This window comes from Citrobacter sp. 172116965, assembly GCF_013458095.1.
GTDB lineage: Bacteria > Pseudomonadota > Gammaproteobacteria > Enterobacterales > Enterobacteriaceae > Citrobacter > Citrobacter braakii.
Genome location: NZ_CP046673.1, coordinates 4,949,800 through 4,967,720, shown reverse-complemented (window position 1 = coordinate 4,967,720; position 17,921 = coordinate 4,949,800). Strand labels below are relative to the sequence as shown.

The following is a 17,921-nucleotide window of genomic DNA, read 5'->3' as shown; positions in this document are numbered from 1 at the left end:
AGGTATCAGTACAGCTCTACGGCGCTGGCCAGCGGGGTCACGCCAAAGCGTTTAGCCAGTGCTACCAGCTCTTCACGTGTGATGGTCTGCTTCATACCGCCCATCGAATAGATTTTGACTAAAACTTCGGCGGATTTTTCTGCGGTATCTATCAAGCCAAATGCTTCGTCGAGGGAGGGACCGCTGCCGAACACGCCGTGGAACGGCCACAGTACCAGCGAGTGTTTCTGCATTTCCTCGGCGGTTGCCTGGCCGATTTCATCCGTACCCGGCACCATCCACGGCAGAATGCCGACGCCATCCGGGAACACCACCAGACACTCGGTGCTGCCTTCCCACAGTTTGCGGGTAATCAGCGGGGTGTTGTTTTCCAGCACGTAGGTCAGGGCGATCAGGTTGGTAGCATGGCAGTGCATGATCACGCGGTCTTTGCCGTTCGTCGCTTTAATACGCTCGCAATGGGAGAGGAAGTGAGCCGGCAACTCGGAGGTTGGCACCGCTTCGTGGGTCAGGCCCCAAAGGATGTGGTAGCCCGCGCCGTCGCTGTCTACTTTCACCACGCCCAAATTTGCCGCGGGATCGAGCTGAACGTTACGGAAAAATTTACCGGAACCGGTGACGATAAACGGCGTGTTTGCCAGCAAAGGCATTGGCTGACTTAGCGCGATATAGCGCGGTTTTTCGTGGAAATCGGCGCTAAATGGCGCAATGTCAGCCTCATCCAGACGCAGCGTCAGGTTGCCGCCGTTACGTTCGTCCCAGCCTTTCAGCCACGCGTCGGAAGTGGCTTTGATCATCCCCTGGACGAACCAGGAATTAGTCATGTTTTGCATATTCGGTGATCCTGTTGATTGCCCGATCGTTATCGGGTCTTACGTAGGCCGGATAAGTGAAGATCCATCCGGCAATCGTCTTTCATTCATTGCCGGATAGCGACGTGGGGCGTCTTATCCGGCCTGTAAGCCTGGTGTCACGGTTAGCTACGTTTGCTCAAAATCTCTTTCTCATAGGCGCGCACGCTGTCCAGCCACTGACTTCCTGCTGGCGTGTCGTGACGCTGGCAGTACATCTCCCAGACGGCCTGCCACGGCAGCGATTTTTGCTCTTCCAGCAAGGCCAGACGTGCGGTGTAGTCGCCGCTGGCTTCAAGCTGACGCAGTTGTTCGGTCGGTTCTAACAGCGCGCGCAGCAGGGCTTTTTTCATATTGCGAGTGCCGATAACCCACGCGGCGATGCGGTTAATAGAGGCGTCGAAGAAGTCGAGGCCGATGTGTACGCGGTCAAACAGGTTGTGGCGGACGATCTCGCTGGCAATCGCCTGCGTTTCGTCATCCAGCAGCACCACGTGATCGCTGTCCCAGCGCACCGGACGGCTGACGTGCAGCAGCAGACGCGGTACGTACAGCATGGCGGCGGAGATTTTGTCGGAAATCATTTCAGTCGGATGGAAGTGACCCGCATCCAGGCACAGCGCGGTCTGACGGCTGGTGGCGTAACCCATATAGAACTCGTTGGAGCCCACGGTGTAGCTTTCGGCGCCGATGCCAAACAGCTTGCTCTCGACGGCGTCGATATGGTGCGCCGGGTCGAGTTTTTCGCTGATCACTTCATCCAGTGCTTCAAGCAGACGTTGGCGCGGTGCTAACCGGTCAACGGTAATGTCTTTCATGCCATCCGGGATCCAGATATTCATCACCGATGGCGTACCCAACTGCTCGCCAAAATACGCTGAGACGCGACGGCTGGCTTTGCAGTGGTCAATCCAAAACTGGCGAATGGTGTCATCGGCGTGGGCCAGCGTGAAGCCGTCGGCGCTCAGCGGGTGAGAGAAGCAGGATGGGTTGAAATCCAGCCCTAACTGGTTTGCTTTCGCCCACTCGACCCAGTTTTTAAAGTGTTCAGGTTTGATTTGGTCGCGGGAAACCGGCGTATCGGACTCCAGATAGATCGCGTGCAAATTCAGACGTTTTGGACCTGGGATCAGGCTCAGCGCCTGCTCCAGATCGGCGCGCAGTTCGGTGGCGTTACGCGCTTTGCCCGGATAGTTGCCGGTAGCCTGAATACCGCCTGTGAGCGAGCCTTCCGGATTCTCGAAACCGGCGACATCATCGCCCTGCCAGCAGTGCATGGAGACCGGCAGACGATCGAGCTGGCGTAAGGCCGCCTCGACATCAATGCCTACCGCGGCGAAACGCAGTTTTGCCAGTTCCCAGGCTTGTTCAAGTTGAGTGGTCATGCGCAAAGCTCCTTTGTCTGTCGTAGTGATGGAAACTGCGCCTGGTAGCGGGCAATTTCACTTTCAGGATTTGGAATGAAGGTGGTCAGGTCGTAGTTGGCACGCACCACCTGACGGAAATCATCGACGTTGTTAAGCTCGTCCAGCGTCATCAACTGGATGCCAATATTGCCGAGCGTGGAGGCCTCAATCGGCCCGGACATCACGCGAATACCGCAGGCATCCGCGCATAGCTGGTTCAGTAGGGCGTTCTGGCAGCCGCCGCCAACGATGTGCAGTTGGCTAAATGCTGCACCACGCAGTTGTGCCAGCTCTTGCAGAATGTCAGCGTATAGCAATGCCAGGCTGTCGAAGATACAGCGCGCCAGTTCGGCGTTTTGCTGGGGAACGGGTTGACCCGATTCACGGCAGGCCGCCTGAATTTCCGCGCTCATATCGTCGGGGTTGATAAAGCGATCGTCGTTCGGGTTTATCAGGAATTGGCAGGCCGGCAGCGCTTGCGTTTGGGCAATAAGCGTTGGCAGGTCGGTAATCTGGCGCTCTTTTAAAACGCGCTGGAGCAGCCACAGTCCCATGATGTTTTTCAGGACGCGGTAGCGCCCTTCCGCGCCCCCTTCGTTGGTGATGTTCGCCGCCAGCGCCGCATCGTTGGTATACGGCGTTCTGCTCTCAAAGCCCATCAGCGACCAGGTACCGGAAGAGAGATACGCACTATTTTTATCGGCCAGCGGTGAAGCGATGACCGCGCTGGCGGTGTCGTGACTGGCGACGGCCACAACCGGAATTTGGTTTTTCTGCGGGCAAATCCAGTGGCCAATGACGTTCCCCGGATGCGTCGGGCGACCAAACCAGGCTTTGTCTGCCCCGGTCCACGCCAGCAGCGTGTCATCCCAGTCGTCGGTGTTGATATTGACTAACTGGGTGGTGGTGGCGTTGGTGTATTCCCAGTTCAATTTGCCGGTCAGGCGAAAGCTGAAGTAGTCGGGGATCAGCAGAGCATGTGCCACCTGCGCAAGCAGTTCTGGCTGCTGTTCAACCAGCGCACGTAGCTGATACAAGGTGTTAAACGGCAGAAACTGAATGCCGCTACGGCGGTAGATTTCACCTTTACCTGGCTGCGCCATCGCCTGTGACATAATGCCGGTCGTGCGGCTGTCACGGTAAGAGACCGGCAGACCAACACGTTGTCCGGCGTTATCGATCAATACGTAATCCACGCCCCAGGTATCAATGCCAATGCTGTCTATCCGAATGCCTTCATCACAGACTTTTTTCAGGCCAAGGCGAATATCGTTTTCCAGGCTGTCGATGTCCCAGGTGTCAAAACCGTCCGTTTTTTGCAGACAGTTAACGAAGCGGTGGATTTCACGCAGCGTCAGGGTGCGGTGTTTACTGTCGTAACGTGCGAGCATTACGCGCCCACTGGATGCGCCGAGATCGACAGCGACACAATGGCGAAAAGTCATGGCGAGGTCCTTCTGAGTTTTATTGCACTCAGTCTAAGAACCCCGAATAAAGCGTACCTTCTTGACAGTGACAGCCCCAATTAGCGGCTGGCAACATGGCAAAGGTGAACGTGATGTTGTTCACAGTTTCCACTAATAGCGCGGATTTTGGCGGATGTGACGCCTTCCGCATTTCCCGATCTTTCCCGCCATTTCTTGAAGAATTAACCGTGTTTACGCACTTTGGCGTCAAAAAATTAAGGTGAGGGTAGGAACCCTTAATTACTATTCAGCCATATTCGTTAATCAGGGGGAGCCGTCATGACCGTACTGCATTGCGTGGATTTTTTTCCGACAGGTAAAGCGCCTGTGGCTATTGAACCGCGGCTTCCTCAGCCCGCGTTTCCTGAACATCATCATGATTTTCATGAAATTGTGGTGGTCGAACATGGAACGGGGATCCATGTGTTCAACGGACAGCCTTACACCATCAGCGGTGGTACGGTGTGTTTCGTCCGCGATCATGACAGGCATTTATATGAACATACTGACAATCTGTGTCTGACTAATGTGTTGTATCGCTCTCCGGATGCGTTTCAATTTCTGGCCGGGCTGAATCAGCTTTTGCCTCAGGAACAAAATGGGCAGTATCCCTCCCACTGGCGCGTAAACCAGGGCGTACTGCAGCAGGTTCGTCACCTGGTGGGGCAGATGGAGACGCTCGGCGAGGAGATGGATACGCCCACGGCGGCAAATCGCGAGATCTTGTTTATGCAGTTGCTGGTACTGCTACGTAAAAGCAGCCTGATGGAAGCGGCGACCGATAACGATGCGCGGCTTAACCTTTTGATGGCATGGCTGGAGGATAACTTTGCCGAAGAGGTGTGTTGGGAGGCGCTGGCCGAGAAGTTTTCGCTCTCTTTACGCACTCTGCATCGCCAGCTTAAACAGCAAACAGGATTGACGCCGCAGCGCTACCTTAACCGTCTGCGACTGATTAAAGCCAGACATCTGCTCCGCCACAGTGATGACAGCGTGACTGATATCGCTTATCTCTGCGGTTTCGGTGACAGTAACCACTTTTCGACGCTTTTTCGCCGTGAGTTCGAGTGGTCGCCACGCGATATTCGTCAGGGGCGTGACCTTATAGCGGGAAGCAGCCTTCAGTAACGCGAAAGCTATCAACGTTTTTTACCGTCCGTTTGCTGATAATCATACCCTTTCATGCCGGATAAGCGCAGCGCATCCGGCAAGCGTACAGGTTGAGGTGATGTGATGGCGAATCATCTGGTTCTTTTGAAATCAGACTTTTTTGCGCATGAGCAGCAGGCTGTCGCCGTGGCCGATCGTTATCCGCAGGATGTCTTTGCTGAGCATACCCACGAGTTTTGCGAGCTGGTTCTGGTCTGGCGCGGCAATGGACTGCATGTCCTTAACGATCGTCCGTACCGGATAACCCGTGGCGATCTGTTTTACATTCGCGCCGAAGATAAACACTCCTACACCTCCGTTAACGACCTTGTGTTGCAAAATATTATCTACTGCCCGGAGCGGTTAACGCTGAATGTTGACTGGCAAGGGGCGATCCCCGGATTTGACGGTACGCCGAGGCAGCCGCACTGGCGACTTGGCAGCGTTGGCATGACCCAGGCCAGACAGGTGATAAGCCAGCTTGAGCATGAAAGTAATCAGCGCGATGCGCAGGCCTTTACCATGGCTGAGCTGCTGTTTGGTCAACTGGTAACTCACCTTAAACGTCATCGTTATGCCACGGATACGCTCCCGGCGACGTCAAGTGAAACGCTGCTGGATAAACTGATCACCGCGTTAGCCGGTAGCCATGAGCATGCGTTCGAACTGGATACGTTTTGCGAGCGTGAACGGTGCAGCGAACGCGTTTTGCGCCAGCAGTTTCGCAGCCAGACCGGGATGACTATCAACCATTACCTGCGGCAACTGCGCATTTGCCATGCTCAGTATCTGTTATCGCATACTGAAAAGCTGATTGGTGAAGTTGCTATGCAGTGCGGTTTTGAAGACAGTAACTATTTTTCGGTGGTATTTAACCGCGAAGTCGGGATGACGCCAGGGCAATGGCGCCATCGTAGTCGGGTGACACCATAATATATAAATGTGGTTTATATATTGCAGTGGCGTTTTGATACATATTCAGACTAAATCAGACATAATGAGTGAATGCTCTGTGCAATAAATCACAGTTGCTCTTTTATTTTTGTTTTATTCTCAGCAAACTTATTTATCGGAGTAACGTTTGTGTTGACCAACTCAATAATCATCAAAAGTCTGCTTTTAATTTTGCTATCTTGCGATCGCAAAATTAAACGTATGCTTGATTATTTTTGCTGGTTTAATTCCGTTAACGATCTGGCTGAAAATGATATCGCCGAGCAGGAGTGTATGGATACGCAAATGGCGCGCGAATGGTCCAGCCTGTGGGACTGCGCCAGCGAAGCTATCGGCGCGAGCGTACGTCAACGCTGTCATCGTCCTGCCCGTTTTGGCCTGCATTTCCCGCAGGCGCTGCTGTGCCGTCGCAAACGTGATGAGCTGGCCTTCAGTTTCCGTATCTCCAGCCTGCACCAACTGTTAGTTTGCCGCCATGCCAGCGGCGCTGACGGTGAAAGCCAGGTTTATCAATTTGTTAGTCCTACACAAAGCACAATGCGCACTTTCGCCATTGTGCTTTTTTTATTGCCTGAATCTATGAGGAATCATTATGTACATTGTTTGTGTTGCAGCTTGTCCGACCGGCGTTGCTCATACCTACATGGCTGCGGAATCGCTTGAAATCACGGGAAAAAGCCGTGGGCATGAAGTTAAAGTGGAAACGCAGGGGAGCATTGGCGCTGAGAATGAAATTACGCCAGAGGATCTGGCGCGCGCTGACGCGGTCATCATTGCTGCCGACGTTGCGATTAGCGGGAAAGAGCGTTTCGATGGCATGGTGAAGCTCGAATGCAGCGTCTCTGATCCCATCAAATTTGGCGATGCGGTGTTTGAAGCAGTTGAGCAGGAGGTTGCAAATGGCTAAGTTTCAGGGGGGAGACAAACCGTCTACCGGGATAGAGGTCAAGAACGCCATTATGACCGGCGTTTCATGGATGCTGCCGTTTGTCATTGCTGGAGCGGTGCTAATGGGGATCGCCCGTATCGGCGCTTCTCTCTACGGTATTGATAACATCTGGGATGCCAGCTACGAGCAGGCCGGCATGGTGGTGCAGTTGCTGCACAAATTTGATGGTTTCGGCGGGCTGGCGCTGTCCCTGATGTTGCCGGTGGTGGCCGGCTATATCAGCTTTGCGCTGGCGAACAAACCGGGTCTTGCGCCGGGGATGATTGGCGGACTGCTGGCGAGTAACCTGGGAACGGGTTTTCTCGGCGCGCTGGCGGCCGGTTTTGTCGCGGGCTATATCGTTCGCGCCCTGAACCGCTACATCAAATTGCCGAAGGCGCTCTCCTCTGCTGTGCCTATTTTCATTCTGCCAGTCGGCGGTACGCTGCTGACCTGCGTGGTGATGGCATTTATTATCGGTTCGCCGCTGGCGGCGTTGAATCACGGCATGGAAAGCTGGCTGTTATCCATGTCCGGCACGAACAAAGTGCTGCTGGCGGCGGTCATTGGCGGCATGGTTGGGTTTGATCTCGGCGGCCCGATTAACAAGGCGGCGGTGACGACGGCAATGGCGTTACTGGCCTCCGGTATTTATGACCCAAACACCGCCGCGCAGGTGGCGATTATCGTGCCGCCAATTGGTCTGGGTGTCGCTACGCTGCTGTGGTCGTCACGCTTCCCGGAATCCCTGCGTGAGGCGGGTAAAGCCTCTACGTTGATGGGGCTGATTGGTGTTTCTGAAGGCGCCATTCCGTTTGCGCTGTCAAATCCAAGAATTATTGTCGTCAACGTGATTGGCTCGGCGGTGGGGGCGGCGATGGCGGTAGGATTAGGGGCGGTAAACCATGCGCCGATCTCCGGTTTTTACGGCTGGCTGGCGGTAGAAAAATGGCCGATTTATGTGCTCTCAATTGTCTGCGGCTCGGCGATTATCGCCTGCGGCTCACTGTTGATATTCCGTGGCCCGACAGCCACGCCTGAGGTGAGAAAAGAGACGGTGGCGCCGAAATTTAAAGCCAGCCGTTAGACGTACTACTGAATTAATATTTCCCTATGTTTAGCGCGGGTAAATATCCGTGCGGGTTACCTACGCCTTAAAACAGGAATAAACGAAATGAAAACGGTTCATTTAATTCAGCATACGCACTGGGATCGTGAATGGTATTTTACGGAGAATGATTCCCAGGCTCTGCTTTATTATTTTATGGCAGATCTTATCCAACATCTTGAAGCGGATGAATCATTAGGTCCATTTATGCTTGATGGCCAAACGGTGGTGCTGGAGGATTATTTCCAACTGGCACCAGAAAACCGCGAACGCGTGCAGGCGCTGGTGAAAGCCGGACGTTTGTTAATCGGTCCCTGGTATACACAGACCGATTTTTTGGTGGTTGGCGCTGAGTCCATCACCCGCAATCTGCTGCTGGGGCAGGCTGACTGTGACGAGATAGGGCCGAGAATGGCGGTCGGTTATGTGCCGGACTCGTTTGGCCAGAGCGCACAGTTGCCCATGTTCCTTAATCAGTTTGCCATCGACCACGCGGTTATCTGGCGCGGCTGGAGCGAGTACGACACGCCGTTTACCGAGTTCCGCTGGCGAAGCCAGGGGGGCAGCGTGGTGACGACGGCGGTATTACCGCAGGGTTATGGGTGCGCGAAGTGGTTGCCGACGGATACCAACCAGGCCTGGCCGCGCCTCTCTGCGGTTATGGAAAAGCAGGCGGCATTTAGCCGCAGTACGCAGCTACTACTGCCGAACGGTAACGATCAGTCACCGTTTGAGTACGGCGTTCCGGCAATGCTCGACACGCTGAACCAGGAACAAACGGCGTACCGCTTTATTCGCAGCGACTTTAGCCGTTACTTTGCCGCGCTGGCGGATACGCCGCTGGCGATCTTTGAGGGCGAACTGCTAAGCCCGAAATATATGCGTATCCATCGCGGTATTTTTTCTACCCGCATGGATATTAAACAGGCCAACGTCCGGCTGGAGAACTTCGTCAGCCGTCAGCTAGAACCGTTGCTGAGTATGGCCTGGACGCTGGGGTTGCCCTATCCGCAGCGTGCCATTGAGACAATATGGCGCGAGGCGATGAAATCCCACGCTCACGATAGTATCGGTGGGTGTAACGCCGATCGCGTGAATGCAATGGTTAAGGCGCGTTTGCTCTCGGGTCAGGAAAAAGCCGAGCGCCTGTACGAGCTGAATATGCAGATGTTGGCAAACGGCATTACGGCGCAGCAACAGGGTAAAAAAATCATCGTCTTTAACGCGCTGCCGTCGGTGCGCGATGGCCTGGTGGCGCTGACGCTCTACCTACCCGGTGAGGCGTTCCGCATTGTTGACGAGCAGGGACAACCCTGTCGCTGGCAGATTATGCGTGAGACATCGCAAGATATGTCCGTCATTGTTCAGGAACTGTCCAATAGCCCCGATCCCGTCTTCTATCGGCGGTGCGATATTTTACTGGAGGTCGCATCGCTCCCCGCCTGCGGCTATACCACCCTGTATCTGCAAGATGAGTGCGCCCCCGGATTTGCTGTGCCGTCCTCGACAGAAGAGGCGCTGGAGAACCCGTGGTTACGCCTGACGCTGGAAGGCGAACAGGTTGTTCTGGTCGATAAGCGCAGCGGTAAGCGCTGGGAGAACCTTATTCAACTGGTGGACGGCGGCGATGCCGGTGACACCTATAACTATTCTCCACCAGAGGATGACTGGCGCGTTACCGGCGCAGGGGCGCTGCTTCACGCCGACTGGCAGCGCGGCGCGCTGGTGGACACGTTGTCGCTAAGCTGGTCTATCGCAGCACCGCACACGCTGGCCGACAGGCAGGAGCACCGTTGTAATGCACGACTGGATGTCAGCATGGTGGTCATGCTGGATCACCAGCGCCCGACGCTGGACCTCCAGGTTAGCGTCAACAACACCTTGCACGATCATCGTTTACAGGTGGAAATTCCTGCTGATGTCTTTACCGATGTCCATTTTGCCGATCAACCGTTTGGTCTCATTCGTCGCGCCAACCGACCGGCCACGCTGGATGTCTGGCAGCAGGAAAATTGGGGTGAAGCCCCGGCATCGCTGTGGCCAATGCAAAGTCTGGTAATGATGCATGATGGCAAGCAGGGCATCAGTGTGGTGACGGAGGGGCTGCGAGAATATGAAATTCCCGCAGAACGCCCATCGGTTATCGCCATTACGCTACTGCGTAGCGTGGGTTGGCTGGGACGTGCCGGTATGCCGTGGCGTCCGGGACGCGCATCCGGTATGGCGTTGCCTTCCCCAGACTCACAGATCCCAGGCGAATTTAGCGCCCGCTTCGCGCTCATCCCGTTGTGCGATGGTGAAAGCCCGAACTTCTGGCGTGAAGTCGAAGCCTGGCGCACACCGCCAGTTGGCTGGCTGGATTCCGGCTGGGCGCGTTTTAAAACTAATCCACACGCGCTGACATTCCCGACAGCCTACAGCCTGCTGCACTGGGAGACACCACTCCATTTCAGCACCTTGAAAAAAGCGCAACGTGAAGATGCGCTGATTTTACGCGGCTGGAACCCCGGCTCGCAGCCGCAGATCAGCTCAACGCCGGTCGCTGATGCGACAGTGTGCGAAGTTACGCTGGCGGAAAAATCGCTGAACTCATCGCATGAAACGATACCGGCCTGCACGCCGATCTCATGGCGTATTACGCCTGCAGCCAGAGGATAATATTGTGTTAAACATTCGTTTTACCTGCCCGTTGCCAAATGGCCTACATGCCCGCCCCGCCAGTGCGTTAGAGCAGCGCGTCAGCGCATTTCAGGCTCGCGTTCAAATAGGCAATCTGCGTAACCAGCGTCAGGCCGATGTCCGTAGCGTGTTGGCGATGATTGGGACCGATATTTTGTATCAGGACCCGTGTGAACTGGTGATTGAGGGCGAGGATGAATCTGCCGCGCATCAGGCGCTGACTCAGTTTGTGAGGCAAGAGTTTGCCGCGTGTGACGAACCCGTTGCCCAGACGCCGGAACGGGTGGAGCAACCTCTGCCGGTTTTTCTGGCGCAGACCCGTGCGGAGTGGGTGCGCGGTAACGGCGTGAGCGCTGGGCTGGCGCAAGGGGTGGCAATGCATCTGGGCGTGCCGGATCTGTATCAATTGGCAGAACAAGAGGCGGTGGCGGCGCCGGCTGTACAGCGAGCCGCGCTGACGGCGGCACTTGAGCAAGTACGCCGCGAGCTTCACGACGCATTACCGCATACACAGGGAGAAGCCGCGTCGGTGCTACAGGCTCATGTCAAACTGCTGGACGATGCGCTCTTCGAAACCTCGCTACTTACCGACCGTACAGCGCGCAATGCGCTGGCAGCATTGGCGCTGGCGCTGGATGAACTGAGCGCGCCGCTGCGCGAAAGTCGCAGCGTTTACCTACAACAGCGGGTGCTGGATTTACAGGATTTGGGCCTGCGTCTGGCGGCGCATCTCACCGCGCAGCCGCTGATGCCGCAAACGGCATTGTCGCAAGACACCATCGTTATCAGTCCGGTTCCCATAACGCCAGGCCAGTTTCTGGCGCTGCGCGGTCCGCATCTGAAAGGTGTGGTGATGGGCGCGGGCGGGGAAACATCACATACCGTCATTCTGGCGCGATCGTTTGGGGTTCCGCTGCTGAGCGTAGAGGCGGCGGAAGCGGGGCGTATTCGCGGTGGTGAAGCGCTGCTGCTCGACACTCGCCACGGGGTGGTGGTGGTGTCACCGGATGAGCAGGCTCTGCGGTGGTATCAACTGGAAGAGGACAAACGTCAGCGCCTTGAGGCGCGTTTACAGCCGCTTATTCAACGCCCTGGGGCGACGCAAGAGGGCGAACGGGTGACGGTGCTGGCGAATATCGCGCTGGCGGCGGAAGTGGAAACGGCATTTGCCGCCGGGGCGGAGGGGATTGGTCTGTTCCGCACTGAAATGCTGTTCTGCGAACGAGCCGCGCCGCCTGACGAGGAGGAGCAGTACCAGGCCTATCGTCACGTGCTGGAACAGGCGCGGGGGCGTAAAGTGGTGATCCGTACGCTGGATATTGGTGGTGATAAACCCTGTGACTATCTGGCGATGCCGCCGGAGGAAAACCCGTTTCTTGGCTGGCGCGGCATCCGCCTGTATCCCGAATTTATGTCGATTTTCCGTCCTCAGATACGTGCGCTACTGCGTGCCAGCGCCGCCGGACCGTTGCACATTATGGCGCCGATGGTGACTACGCTTGCTGAGGTGAAGTGGCTGCGTGAACAGTTCCAGCAAACAGCGGCGCAACTGCTGGCCGAGGGGGCGGCGGTTGGGCAGTGGTCGCTGGGTATTATGGCGGAAGTGCCATCAGTGCTTTATCTGCTGGAGAAAGCCGCCGCGTATATCGACTTTGTTTCGATTGGCAGCAACGACCTGACGCAATACTTCCTGGCCTGCGACCGGGGCAACGCGCAGGTTCGACATCTCTACAATTATTTTGACCCCGCGTTTTTACAGTTACTGAAGGAGATGACGGCGCGCGCGCAGCGGGCCGGTATTGAGATCAGCCTGTGCGGCGAGATGGGCGGCGACCCGTCGGCGCTGGCGCTACTGTTGGGCGTTGGTTTACGACAGATCAGCATGTCCTCAAGCCGTATTGCGCCAGCAAAGGCGCGCTTAATGACCTTAACCCTCGCGCACAGCGAGCAGACGCTGGAACGGGCATTAGCCTGTGAAAGTGGTCAGGACGTGGCGGTACTACTTTCGCAACAGGTGGCGGCGCAAGCAAAACCCGTGTTTGATCCCGCCCTGATCCTGCTCGATCAGGCGATTACCCGTAAAGCGGAAGCGATTAAGGTGCTCACCGATAATCTGGAGGTCGAACAGCGGGTCTTTTCCGGCTCAGCCGTTGAAGAGGCTATTTGGCAGCGTGAAGCGATTTTCTCTACCGCATTAGGATTTGCAATTGCGCTTCCGCACTGCAAATCGGCGGCGGTCGCGCACAGTAGCGTGTCGGTGATGCGTTTGAGTGAGCCGCTGGCGTGGAGCGACGAGGTGGATGTCTCGCTGGTTATCATGCTGACGGTGAGTGAGCAGGAGAAGGGCGATCATATGAAAATCTTCTCCCGTCTGGCGCGTAAGTTGATGCATGTGGAGTTCCGTGAGCAGTTGCTTGGCAGCATGTCGCCGCAGGATGTCGCCGTGCATCTGGCACAGGAAATGGCGGGATAAATCATGGTACAGAATCCTCGCCGGGCGTTCATTATGCTGTCGTCTGTCTTTTTTTACTGGGGCGTCCTGACGGCAATTAATAGCGCCACGATTCCCTTTTTCCGGCAAGTTTTTTCGCTTTCATGGCGAGACTCGATGTTGGTAAATGTGGCGTTTTATCTCGCACCGTTTGTGATTTGTTTACCGTGTTCAGGCTGGATGGCGCGTTTAGGGTATCGCAGCGCACTCTTACTGGCGTTGATACTTGCCGCAAGTGGTTCGGTGGTGATTGCCGTATCGCTCTGGCTGGTGTCATTTGCCGGTTGCCTGGTGGGGATTTTCATTGTGGCGATGGGGGTTGCGGCGATGCAGGTGGTCGCAAACCCTTATGTTAATCGGCTTGGCGAGGCGCAAAGTGCGGCTGGACGCCTCAGTCTGGCGTCGTCCATCAACTCCCTCGGGGCGGCGCTGGCGCCTGTCGTCCTGGCGGTTGTTCTGGCTGGCTCTGTCATTTCAGTTCCAGGGATGTATCTCGGTTTGATGCTGGTGGGAGGCATACTGCTGGTTGCGTTATACCGTTTTTCAATTGCTGATTTTCGTGACGCGCACGAGAATATTTTTTCTGCGATTCGTGCGCTCAGGCGCTATGCGCAGTTTAGTACTGGGGTGAGTGGCATTCTTGTGTACGTTGGCGTTGAAGTCAGCATTGGTACTACGGCTCTCAGCTATCTTCACGACCCATCTTTGGGCGGGTTTTCGCTTGCACAAGCGACCTCCTTTATCGCATTGTACTGGGGCGGTGCATTGGCGGGTCGGTTTTTGTATGGCTTGCTGGCTCACTGTTGCCGACCTCAGTTGTTGTTTTGCCTGTGTTCTTCGGGAGCGGTACTACTAACCGTTGCCGCGATAGTTTTCGCTAACCGTTTTGGCGGCTATTGCCTGCTGGCTACGGGGCTCATGAACTCGGTGATGTATCCCATTATTTTCTCTCGCACGCTCTCCGGCCTTGATCGCTATGCGGCATCTATTTCTGCTTGCTTGATTATGGCGGGCATTGGCGGCGGGGTGCTGCCCTTTATCCAGGGGATGGTTATTGATGCTTTTGGCCTGCGTTTGAGCTTTTGGGTGCCGGTTATCGGGTATCTGTTTTTATTGCTGAACGGATTTAAGCTATACGCTCGAACGGAGGTATTTTGTGAGTAACGCCATCATTATTTGGTTAATTTAAGGTAGTACAACGAAAACTGATTTTCGGTGGTATTTAACCGTAAAATTGGGATGACGCCAGCGCAGTGGCGTCATCGTCGTCGGGAGTTGTGTCGTTAGCTGGCCATTCCCAGACCAACAATGTTTGCCGCGACAATGATCACTACGCAGCCAAGACTTAGCACGCTGACCGGACGTCTCCCTGCATTGCTCCACTCTTTCATGATCAGGCCCACGATACCGCCGCACAGGACGTAGAAGCTCATGTGTAGCATCCAGCTCATGTAGTCATACTGTGCTGGAATTTTGGCATGGCCCCAGGCGTAAAAGAAGAACTGGAGATACCACATCAGGCCAGCAAGCGCAGAAAACAGGATATTGCTGATAATCAGCGGTTTTGCTAAAGAGAAGTCGGCCTTTACTGACAGGTTTTTCATTTTTGCCAGACGAATGAAGCAGTATCCCAGATTGATCACCGCACCACCGCCCATGATGACTACGTAGCTTGGCAGGGCGACATACAGCGGATCGATACCGAGTGTTGCAGCGGCTTCGTGCATTGGTTTAGCCGCATCCATGGCAAAGGACATCCCTGCGGAGAAAAAGCCGCACATCACCGCCAGTATCAGACCTTTTTTCAGATTGAACTCTTCGGCCTTGATGCCCATCTTGCGCTCTTTTAACTGTCCGGCGCGGGTGACAATCGCCACTCCGATCAGGGCGACCAGCACGCCGAGCAGGGTCATACGCCCGCCTGGTGTGCCAATGAGCACGTCAAATTTACCGGCAATGATTGGCGTCATTAAGGTACCAACAATTAGCGTAATGCCGATAGCGATCCCGATCCCCATCGACATACCGAGATAGCGCATAGTCAGGCCATAGTTGATATTACCAATCCCCCACATGGCACCGAATAAAAATACCGGCAGCAGGGTGGACGCACTGAATGAACTGTAATAGGCCCAGAAGTCCGGCAGAAGGATCGCGCTGACGAGCCAGGGAAGGATCAGCCATGAAACAAAACCACCTATAGACCACATGGTTTCCCAGGACCAGTGTTGTACCTTTTTAAAAGGGGCATAGAAACAAGCGGCACTAGCGGCACCGATTAGATGCCATATTATCCCCATCGTAATTGCGTTACCCATTCTGTTTCCTTTTGAATTATCGATTTGGCAGGATGAAAACACCCGTGTTGATGTTCAAAAGTCTAAAGAGTGAGCAATAGATTAACCTTCAGCATGCTGCCGTGTGATCAGTAATGCTGGCAAAATTCAGGGGATGAAAGGGATATTGATCACAAATGCGGCTCCGCCCCTCTTTTTTGAGAAGGGCGGAAATATAGAGGATTAGCAAATTCTTACTGCCTGAATACCCAGTAGCCAGGCGAGTTTTTCCAGTGCCTCGCCATGGTGTCCCAGGCCAATGCTGCAATGATGAGCTGGGCCGCCCATACACCATTGTGTGGTGAACTCGCGAGCTGATAACGGGAAGCGATAGCGGCTATTAGTGTTGCCAATATCCAGGACTTCACCTGGTACAGCTTCACCCTCGGCATACTGTAAACGCACCCCGTTTTCGGCATCTTCAATTACCGAAAGAAAGGTCACCGGACCTGATTTTACGGTCATCTGGATAGATACACCTTTACCGGGTTTACCATGATAAACCGGCAGCGGCACCAGACTCACCGGACCATCCGCCATCAGCGGGTGTGCCGGACCGTCATGTCCCCACAAAACAGCATCATCATTAAATTCAATGCCATATGGTTCTGAGAATGAACCGCCAGCCCCCAGAAGTTGCTGAATTTTCATCGCCAGCACATTTTTGATTTCATATTCTCCCGCTACGGGAATACCACGGTGGGTAAGCAGCGTGTTGCCGAGAATGATTGAGGTGATGATGTTCTCGTAAGCGTTGCCGTTACGACCTTCATAGTAATAGGCTAGTGCACCGAGTTTATTCTGGGCAATTAGTTTATCCATGGCGCAGGCAGTGGTGAGTGCGCGGTTGAGCTCTGCAGGTTCGCATGCCACATCCAACTGAAGTACACGGTGCATTTCCTGTCGTTTGGCGTTGAGGTCTGCCTCGCTGACCTGCTCGCGATATTCCGCCAACTCACACATTTCCAGTGGCTTAAAGCGTACGCCCATTTTGGCGGACAAGTTCGTCATATTGCTGTAAACGTCTACCATGCCGTCATAATAGTGCCCGAGGACGCCGACCTGACAATTTGCCAGCATTTGACGAGCGTTAAGTGCCTGTAGCCACTGCGCCGTTTGTTGCCAGACATACTCATCGCCCTGTAATGCGCCAACAATCAACTGAAAGCGGATATTCGCACGGTTAAACACGTTTGCCAGTTCGGGGGCGCTGCAGGCCTGACAGTGCGCCAGCCACTCTCCAGTACGACCTCCCCGATCGGGAATTTGACGGATTGTTGAATAAGGCAGCCCTGGCTCTGGCTGTAGGGCCAGAATAATGACCGGTTTATTGATACTCTGCACAAGCGGTAGCACCGTTGAGCTGAGCGCGTAGGTGCTGATGTAAAGACAGACAGCATCGACCGGCTGTTGCTGCAACCGTCTGATAAGGGCATCGGCTTTATCGACGTTATCAATCAGGCCGCCATTAATCACGCTGGCTTGTTGCGCCGTCAGGCGCTCATCAATTGATTGCAGATAGCCCTGAAGACGTGACTCCAGGCCTGTAAACTGGGGCCAGTATGTGTCGAGGCCGATACCAAAAAGGGCGATGTTGACAGACATAGCAATATTTCCTTGTGAGATAATTTTCAGACTATGTCGTGCTTTATCTCCCATGTCCTTCATGTCGCTGCCTATTTTCTACTCAGACTGGCAAAATCAGCCTGATTTTCCCAGTGATGCTCACACTTTTACCTCATAATAGCCATGTAAAAAGTACGGCATTGATAATCATTTTCAATATCATTTAATTAACTATAATGACCCAACTGCTTACGCGGCGTTAACACTGGCCGCCCGACAATACTGGAGATGATTATGAGTTATACACTGCCATCCCTGCCGTACGCTTATGATGCCCTTGAACCGCACTTTGATAAGCAGACGATGGAAATCCACCATACCAAACACCACCAGGCTTACGTAAACAACGCTAACGCTGCGCTGGAAAGCTTACCTGAATTCGCGAGCCTGCCTGTTGAAGAGCTGATCACCAAACTGGATCAACTGCCAGCAGACAAGAAAACCGTACTGCGTAACAACGCGGGCGGCCACGCTAACCACAGCCTGTTCTGGAAAGGTCTGAAAACCGGTACTACGCTGCAGGGCGACCTGAAAGCGGCTATCGAACGTGACTTCGGCTCCGTGGACAACTTCAAAGCTGAATTTGAAAAAGCTGCAGCAACCCGTTTTGGTTCCGGCTGGGCGTGGCTGGTTCTGAAAGGTGACAAACTGGCTGTTGTTTCCACTGCTAACCAGGATTCCCCGCTGATGGGTGAAGCTATCTCTGGCGCTTCCGGCTTCCCGATCGTGGGCCTGGACGTTTGGGAACACGCTTACTACCTGAAATTCCAGAACCGTCGCCCGGACTACATCAAAGAGTTCTGGAACGTGGTGAACTGGGACGAAGCTGCCGCGCGTTTCGCAGCGAAAAAATAAGTTCTACGCTTTAGTAAGCCCCTGCAAGCGATGCTTGTGGGGGTTTTTTTGTGATCAAAATCAATATAAAAA

The 17,921-nt window shown here is 54.6% G+C and carries 14 protein-coding genes; 9 read left to right on the top strand and 5 right to left on the bottom strand.

Going from position 1 to position 17,921, the window contains the following annotated elements; translation table 11 throughout:
- Positions 1-5 precede the first annotated feature (5 nt).
- The 3 genes from rhaD to rhaB all read right to left on the bottom strand — a co-directional run bounded on the left by rhaD (position 6) and on the right by rhaB (position 3,702).
- Entirely contained in the window at positions 6-833 is an 828-nt protein-coding gene (rhaD, locus tag GPJ68_RS23990) for a rhamnulose-1-phosphate aldolase (RefSeq protein WP_016155197.1), read from the bottom strand.
- A 143-nt stretch (positions 834-976) separates the two neighbouring features.
- Positions 977-2,236: an L-rhamnose isomerase gene (gene rhaA / locus GPJ68_RS23985; protein WP_104651894.1), complete on the bottom strand. Its 1,260-nt coding sequence runs from the start codon at positions 2,234-2,236 to the stop codon at positions 977-979.
- Complete coding sequence (rhaB, locus tag GPJ68_RS23980; RefSeq protein ID WP_016155199.1) at positions 2,233-3,702, bottom strand: rhamnulokinase; 1,470 nt, start codon at positions 3,700-3,702, stop codon at positions 2,233-2,235. The genes rhaA and rhaB overlap by 4 nt, the downstream gene beginning before the upstream one ends.
- 300 nt (positions 3,703-4,002) lie before the next feature.
- On the opposite strand from rhaB, the gene rhaS reads away from it, so the two are divergent.
- From rhaS to GPJ68_RS23940, 8 genes are all read left to right on the top strand, one after another.
- On the top strand, positions 4,003-4,851 hold the full coding sequence (rhaS, locus tag GPJ68_RS23975) for an HTH-type transcriptional activator RhaS (protein ID WP_016157890.1): 849 nt from the start codon (positions 4,003-4,005) through the stop codon (positions 4,849-4,851).
- A 105-nt stretch (positions 4,852-4,956) separates the two neighbouring features.
- Complete coding sequence (gene rhaR / locus GPJ68_RS23970) at positions 4,957-5,805, top strand: HTH-type transcriptional activator RhaR (protein ID WP_049040553.1); 849 nt, start codon at positions 4,957-4,959, stop codon at positions 5,803-5,805.
- Between the two features lie 222 nt (positions 5,806-6,027).
- Entirely contained in the window at positions 6,028-6,489 is a 462-nt protein-coding gene (locus GPJ68_RS23965) for a hypothetical protein (RefSeq protein ID WP_146086839.1), read from the top strand.
- A complete protein-coding gene (locus tag GPJ68_RS23960; RefSeq protein ID WP_049269670.1) occupies positions 6,419-6,733 on the top strand; it encodes a PTS fructose transporter subunit IIB in 315 nt (104 codons plus the stop codon). The genes GPJ68_RS23965 and GPJ68_RS23960 overlap by 71 nt, the downstream gene beginning before the upstream one ends.
- Positions 6,726-7,841 carry a PTS fructose transporter subunit IIC gene (locus GPJ68_RS23955; RefSeq protein WP_104651892.1) on the top strand — a complete coding sequence of 372 codons (1,116 nt, stop codon included), beginning with the start codon at positions 6,726-6,728 and terminating at the stop codon, positions 7,839-7,841. Before GPJ68_RS23960 ends, GPJ68_RS23955 begins: the two co-directional genes overlap by 8 nt.
- Positions 7,842-7,928: 87 nt before the next feature.
- Positions 7,929-10,520, top strand: a complete 2,592-nt coding sequence (locus GPJ68_RS23950; protein WP_104651891.1) for a glycoside hydrolase family 38 C-terminal domain-containing protein — start codon at positions 7,929-7,931, stop codon at positions 10,518-10,520.
- 4 nt (positions 10,521-10,524) lie between these two features.
- Entirely contained in the window at positions 10,525-13,014 is a 2,490-nt protein-coding gene (gene ptsP / locus GPJ68_RS23945) for a phosphoenolpyruvate--protein phosphotransferase (protein ID WP_104651890.1), read from the top strand.
- A 3-nt stretch (positions 13,015-13,017) separates the two neighbouring features.
- Positions 13,018-14,196: an MFS transporter gene (locus GPJ68_RS23940; RefSeq protein WP_180837036.1), complete on the top strand. Its 1,179-nt coding sequence runs from the start codon at positions 13,018-13,020 to the stop codon at positions 14,194-14,196.
- Between the two features lie 119 nt (positions 14,197-14,315).
- Here GPJ68_RS23940 and rhaT read toward each other — a convergent pair whose 3' ends face one another.
- Entirely contained in the window at positions 14,316-15,350 is a 1,035-nt protein-coding gene (gene rhaT, locus GPJ68_RS23935; protein ID WP_016157897.1) for an L-rhamnose/proton symporter RhaT, read from the bottom strand.
- A 201-nt stretch (positions 15,351-15,551) separates the two neighbouring features.
- Positions 15,552-16,973, bottom strand: coding sequence for an L-fucose/L-arabinose isomerase family protein (locus GPJ68_RS23930; protein WP_032932209.1), 1,422 nt, complete (start codon positions 16,971-16,973; stop codon positions 15,552-15,554).
- 255 nt (positions 16,974-17,228) lie between these two features.
- On the opposite strand from GPJ68_RS23930, the gene sodA reads away from it, so the two are divergent.
- The gene (gene sodA, locus GPJ68_RS23925; RefSeq protein ID WP_016155203.1) at positions 17,229-17,849 is read left to right on the top strand and encodes a superoxide dismutase [Mn]; all 621 of its coding nucleotides are present in this window, start codon (positions 17,229-17,231) and stop codon (positions 17,847-17,849) included.
- The last annotated feature ends 72 nt before the right edge of the window (positions 17,850-17,921 follow it).

Bases quoted from the DNA above. Each gene is read 5' to 3' on its own strand.
- rhaD (WP_016155197.1), bottom strand. From the start codon at position 833: ATGCAAAACATGACTAATTCCTGGTTCGTCCAGGGGATGATCAAAGCC.
- rhaA (WP_104651894.1), bottom strand. From the start codon at position 2,236: ATGACCACTCAACTTGAACAAGCCTGGGAACTGGCAAAACTGCGTTTC.
- rhaB (WP_016155199.1), bottom strand. From the start codon at position 3,702: ATGACTTTTCGCCATTGTGTCGCTGTCGATCTCGGCGCATCCAGTGGG.
- rhaS (WP_016157890.1), top strand. From the start codon at position 4,003: ATGACCGTACTGCATTGCGTGGATTTTTTTCCGACAGGTAAAGCGCCT.
- rhaR (WP_049040553.1), top strand. From the start codon at position 4,957: ATGGCGAATCATCTGGTTCTTTTGAAATCAGACTTTTTTGCGCATGAG.
- GPJ68_RS23965 (WP_146086839.1), top strand. From the start codon at position 6,028: ATGCTTGATTATTTTTGCTGGTTTAATTCCGTTAACGATCTGGCTGAA.
- GPJ68_RS23960 (WP_049269670.1), top strand. From the start codon at position 6,419: ATGTACATTGTTTGTGTTGCAGCTTGTCCGACCGGCGTTGCTCATACC.
- GPJ68_RS23955 (WP_104651892.1), top strand. From the start codon at position 6,726: ATGGCTAAGTTTCAGGGGGGAGACAAACCGTCTACCGGGATAGAGGTC.
- GPJ68_RS23950 (WP_104651891.1), top strand. From the start codon at position 7,929: ATGAAAACGGTTCATTTAATTCAGCATACGCACTGGGATCGTGAATGG.
- GPJ68_RS23940 (WP_180837036.1), top strand. From the start codon at position 13,018: ATGGTACAGAATCCTCGCCGGGCGTTCATTATGCTGTCGTCTGTCTTT.
- rhaT (WP_016157897.1), bottom strand. From the start codon at position 15,350: ATGGGTAACGCAATTACGATGGGGATAATATGGCATCTAATCGGTGCC.
- GPJ68_RS23930 (WP_032932209.1), bottom strand. From the start codon at position 16,973: ATGTCTGTCAACATCGCCCTTTTTGGTATCGGCCTCGACACATACTGG.
- sodA (WP_016155203.1), top strand. From the start codon at position 17,229: ATGAGTTATACACTGCCATCCCTGCCGTACGCTTATGATGCCCTTGAA.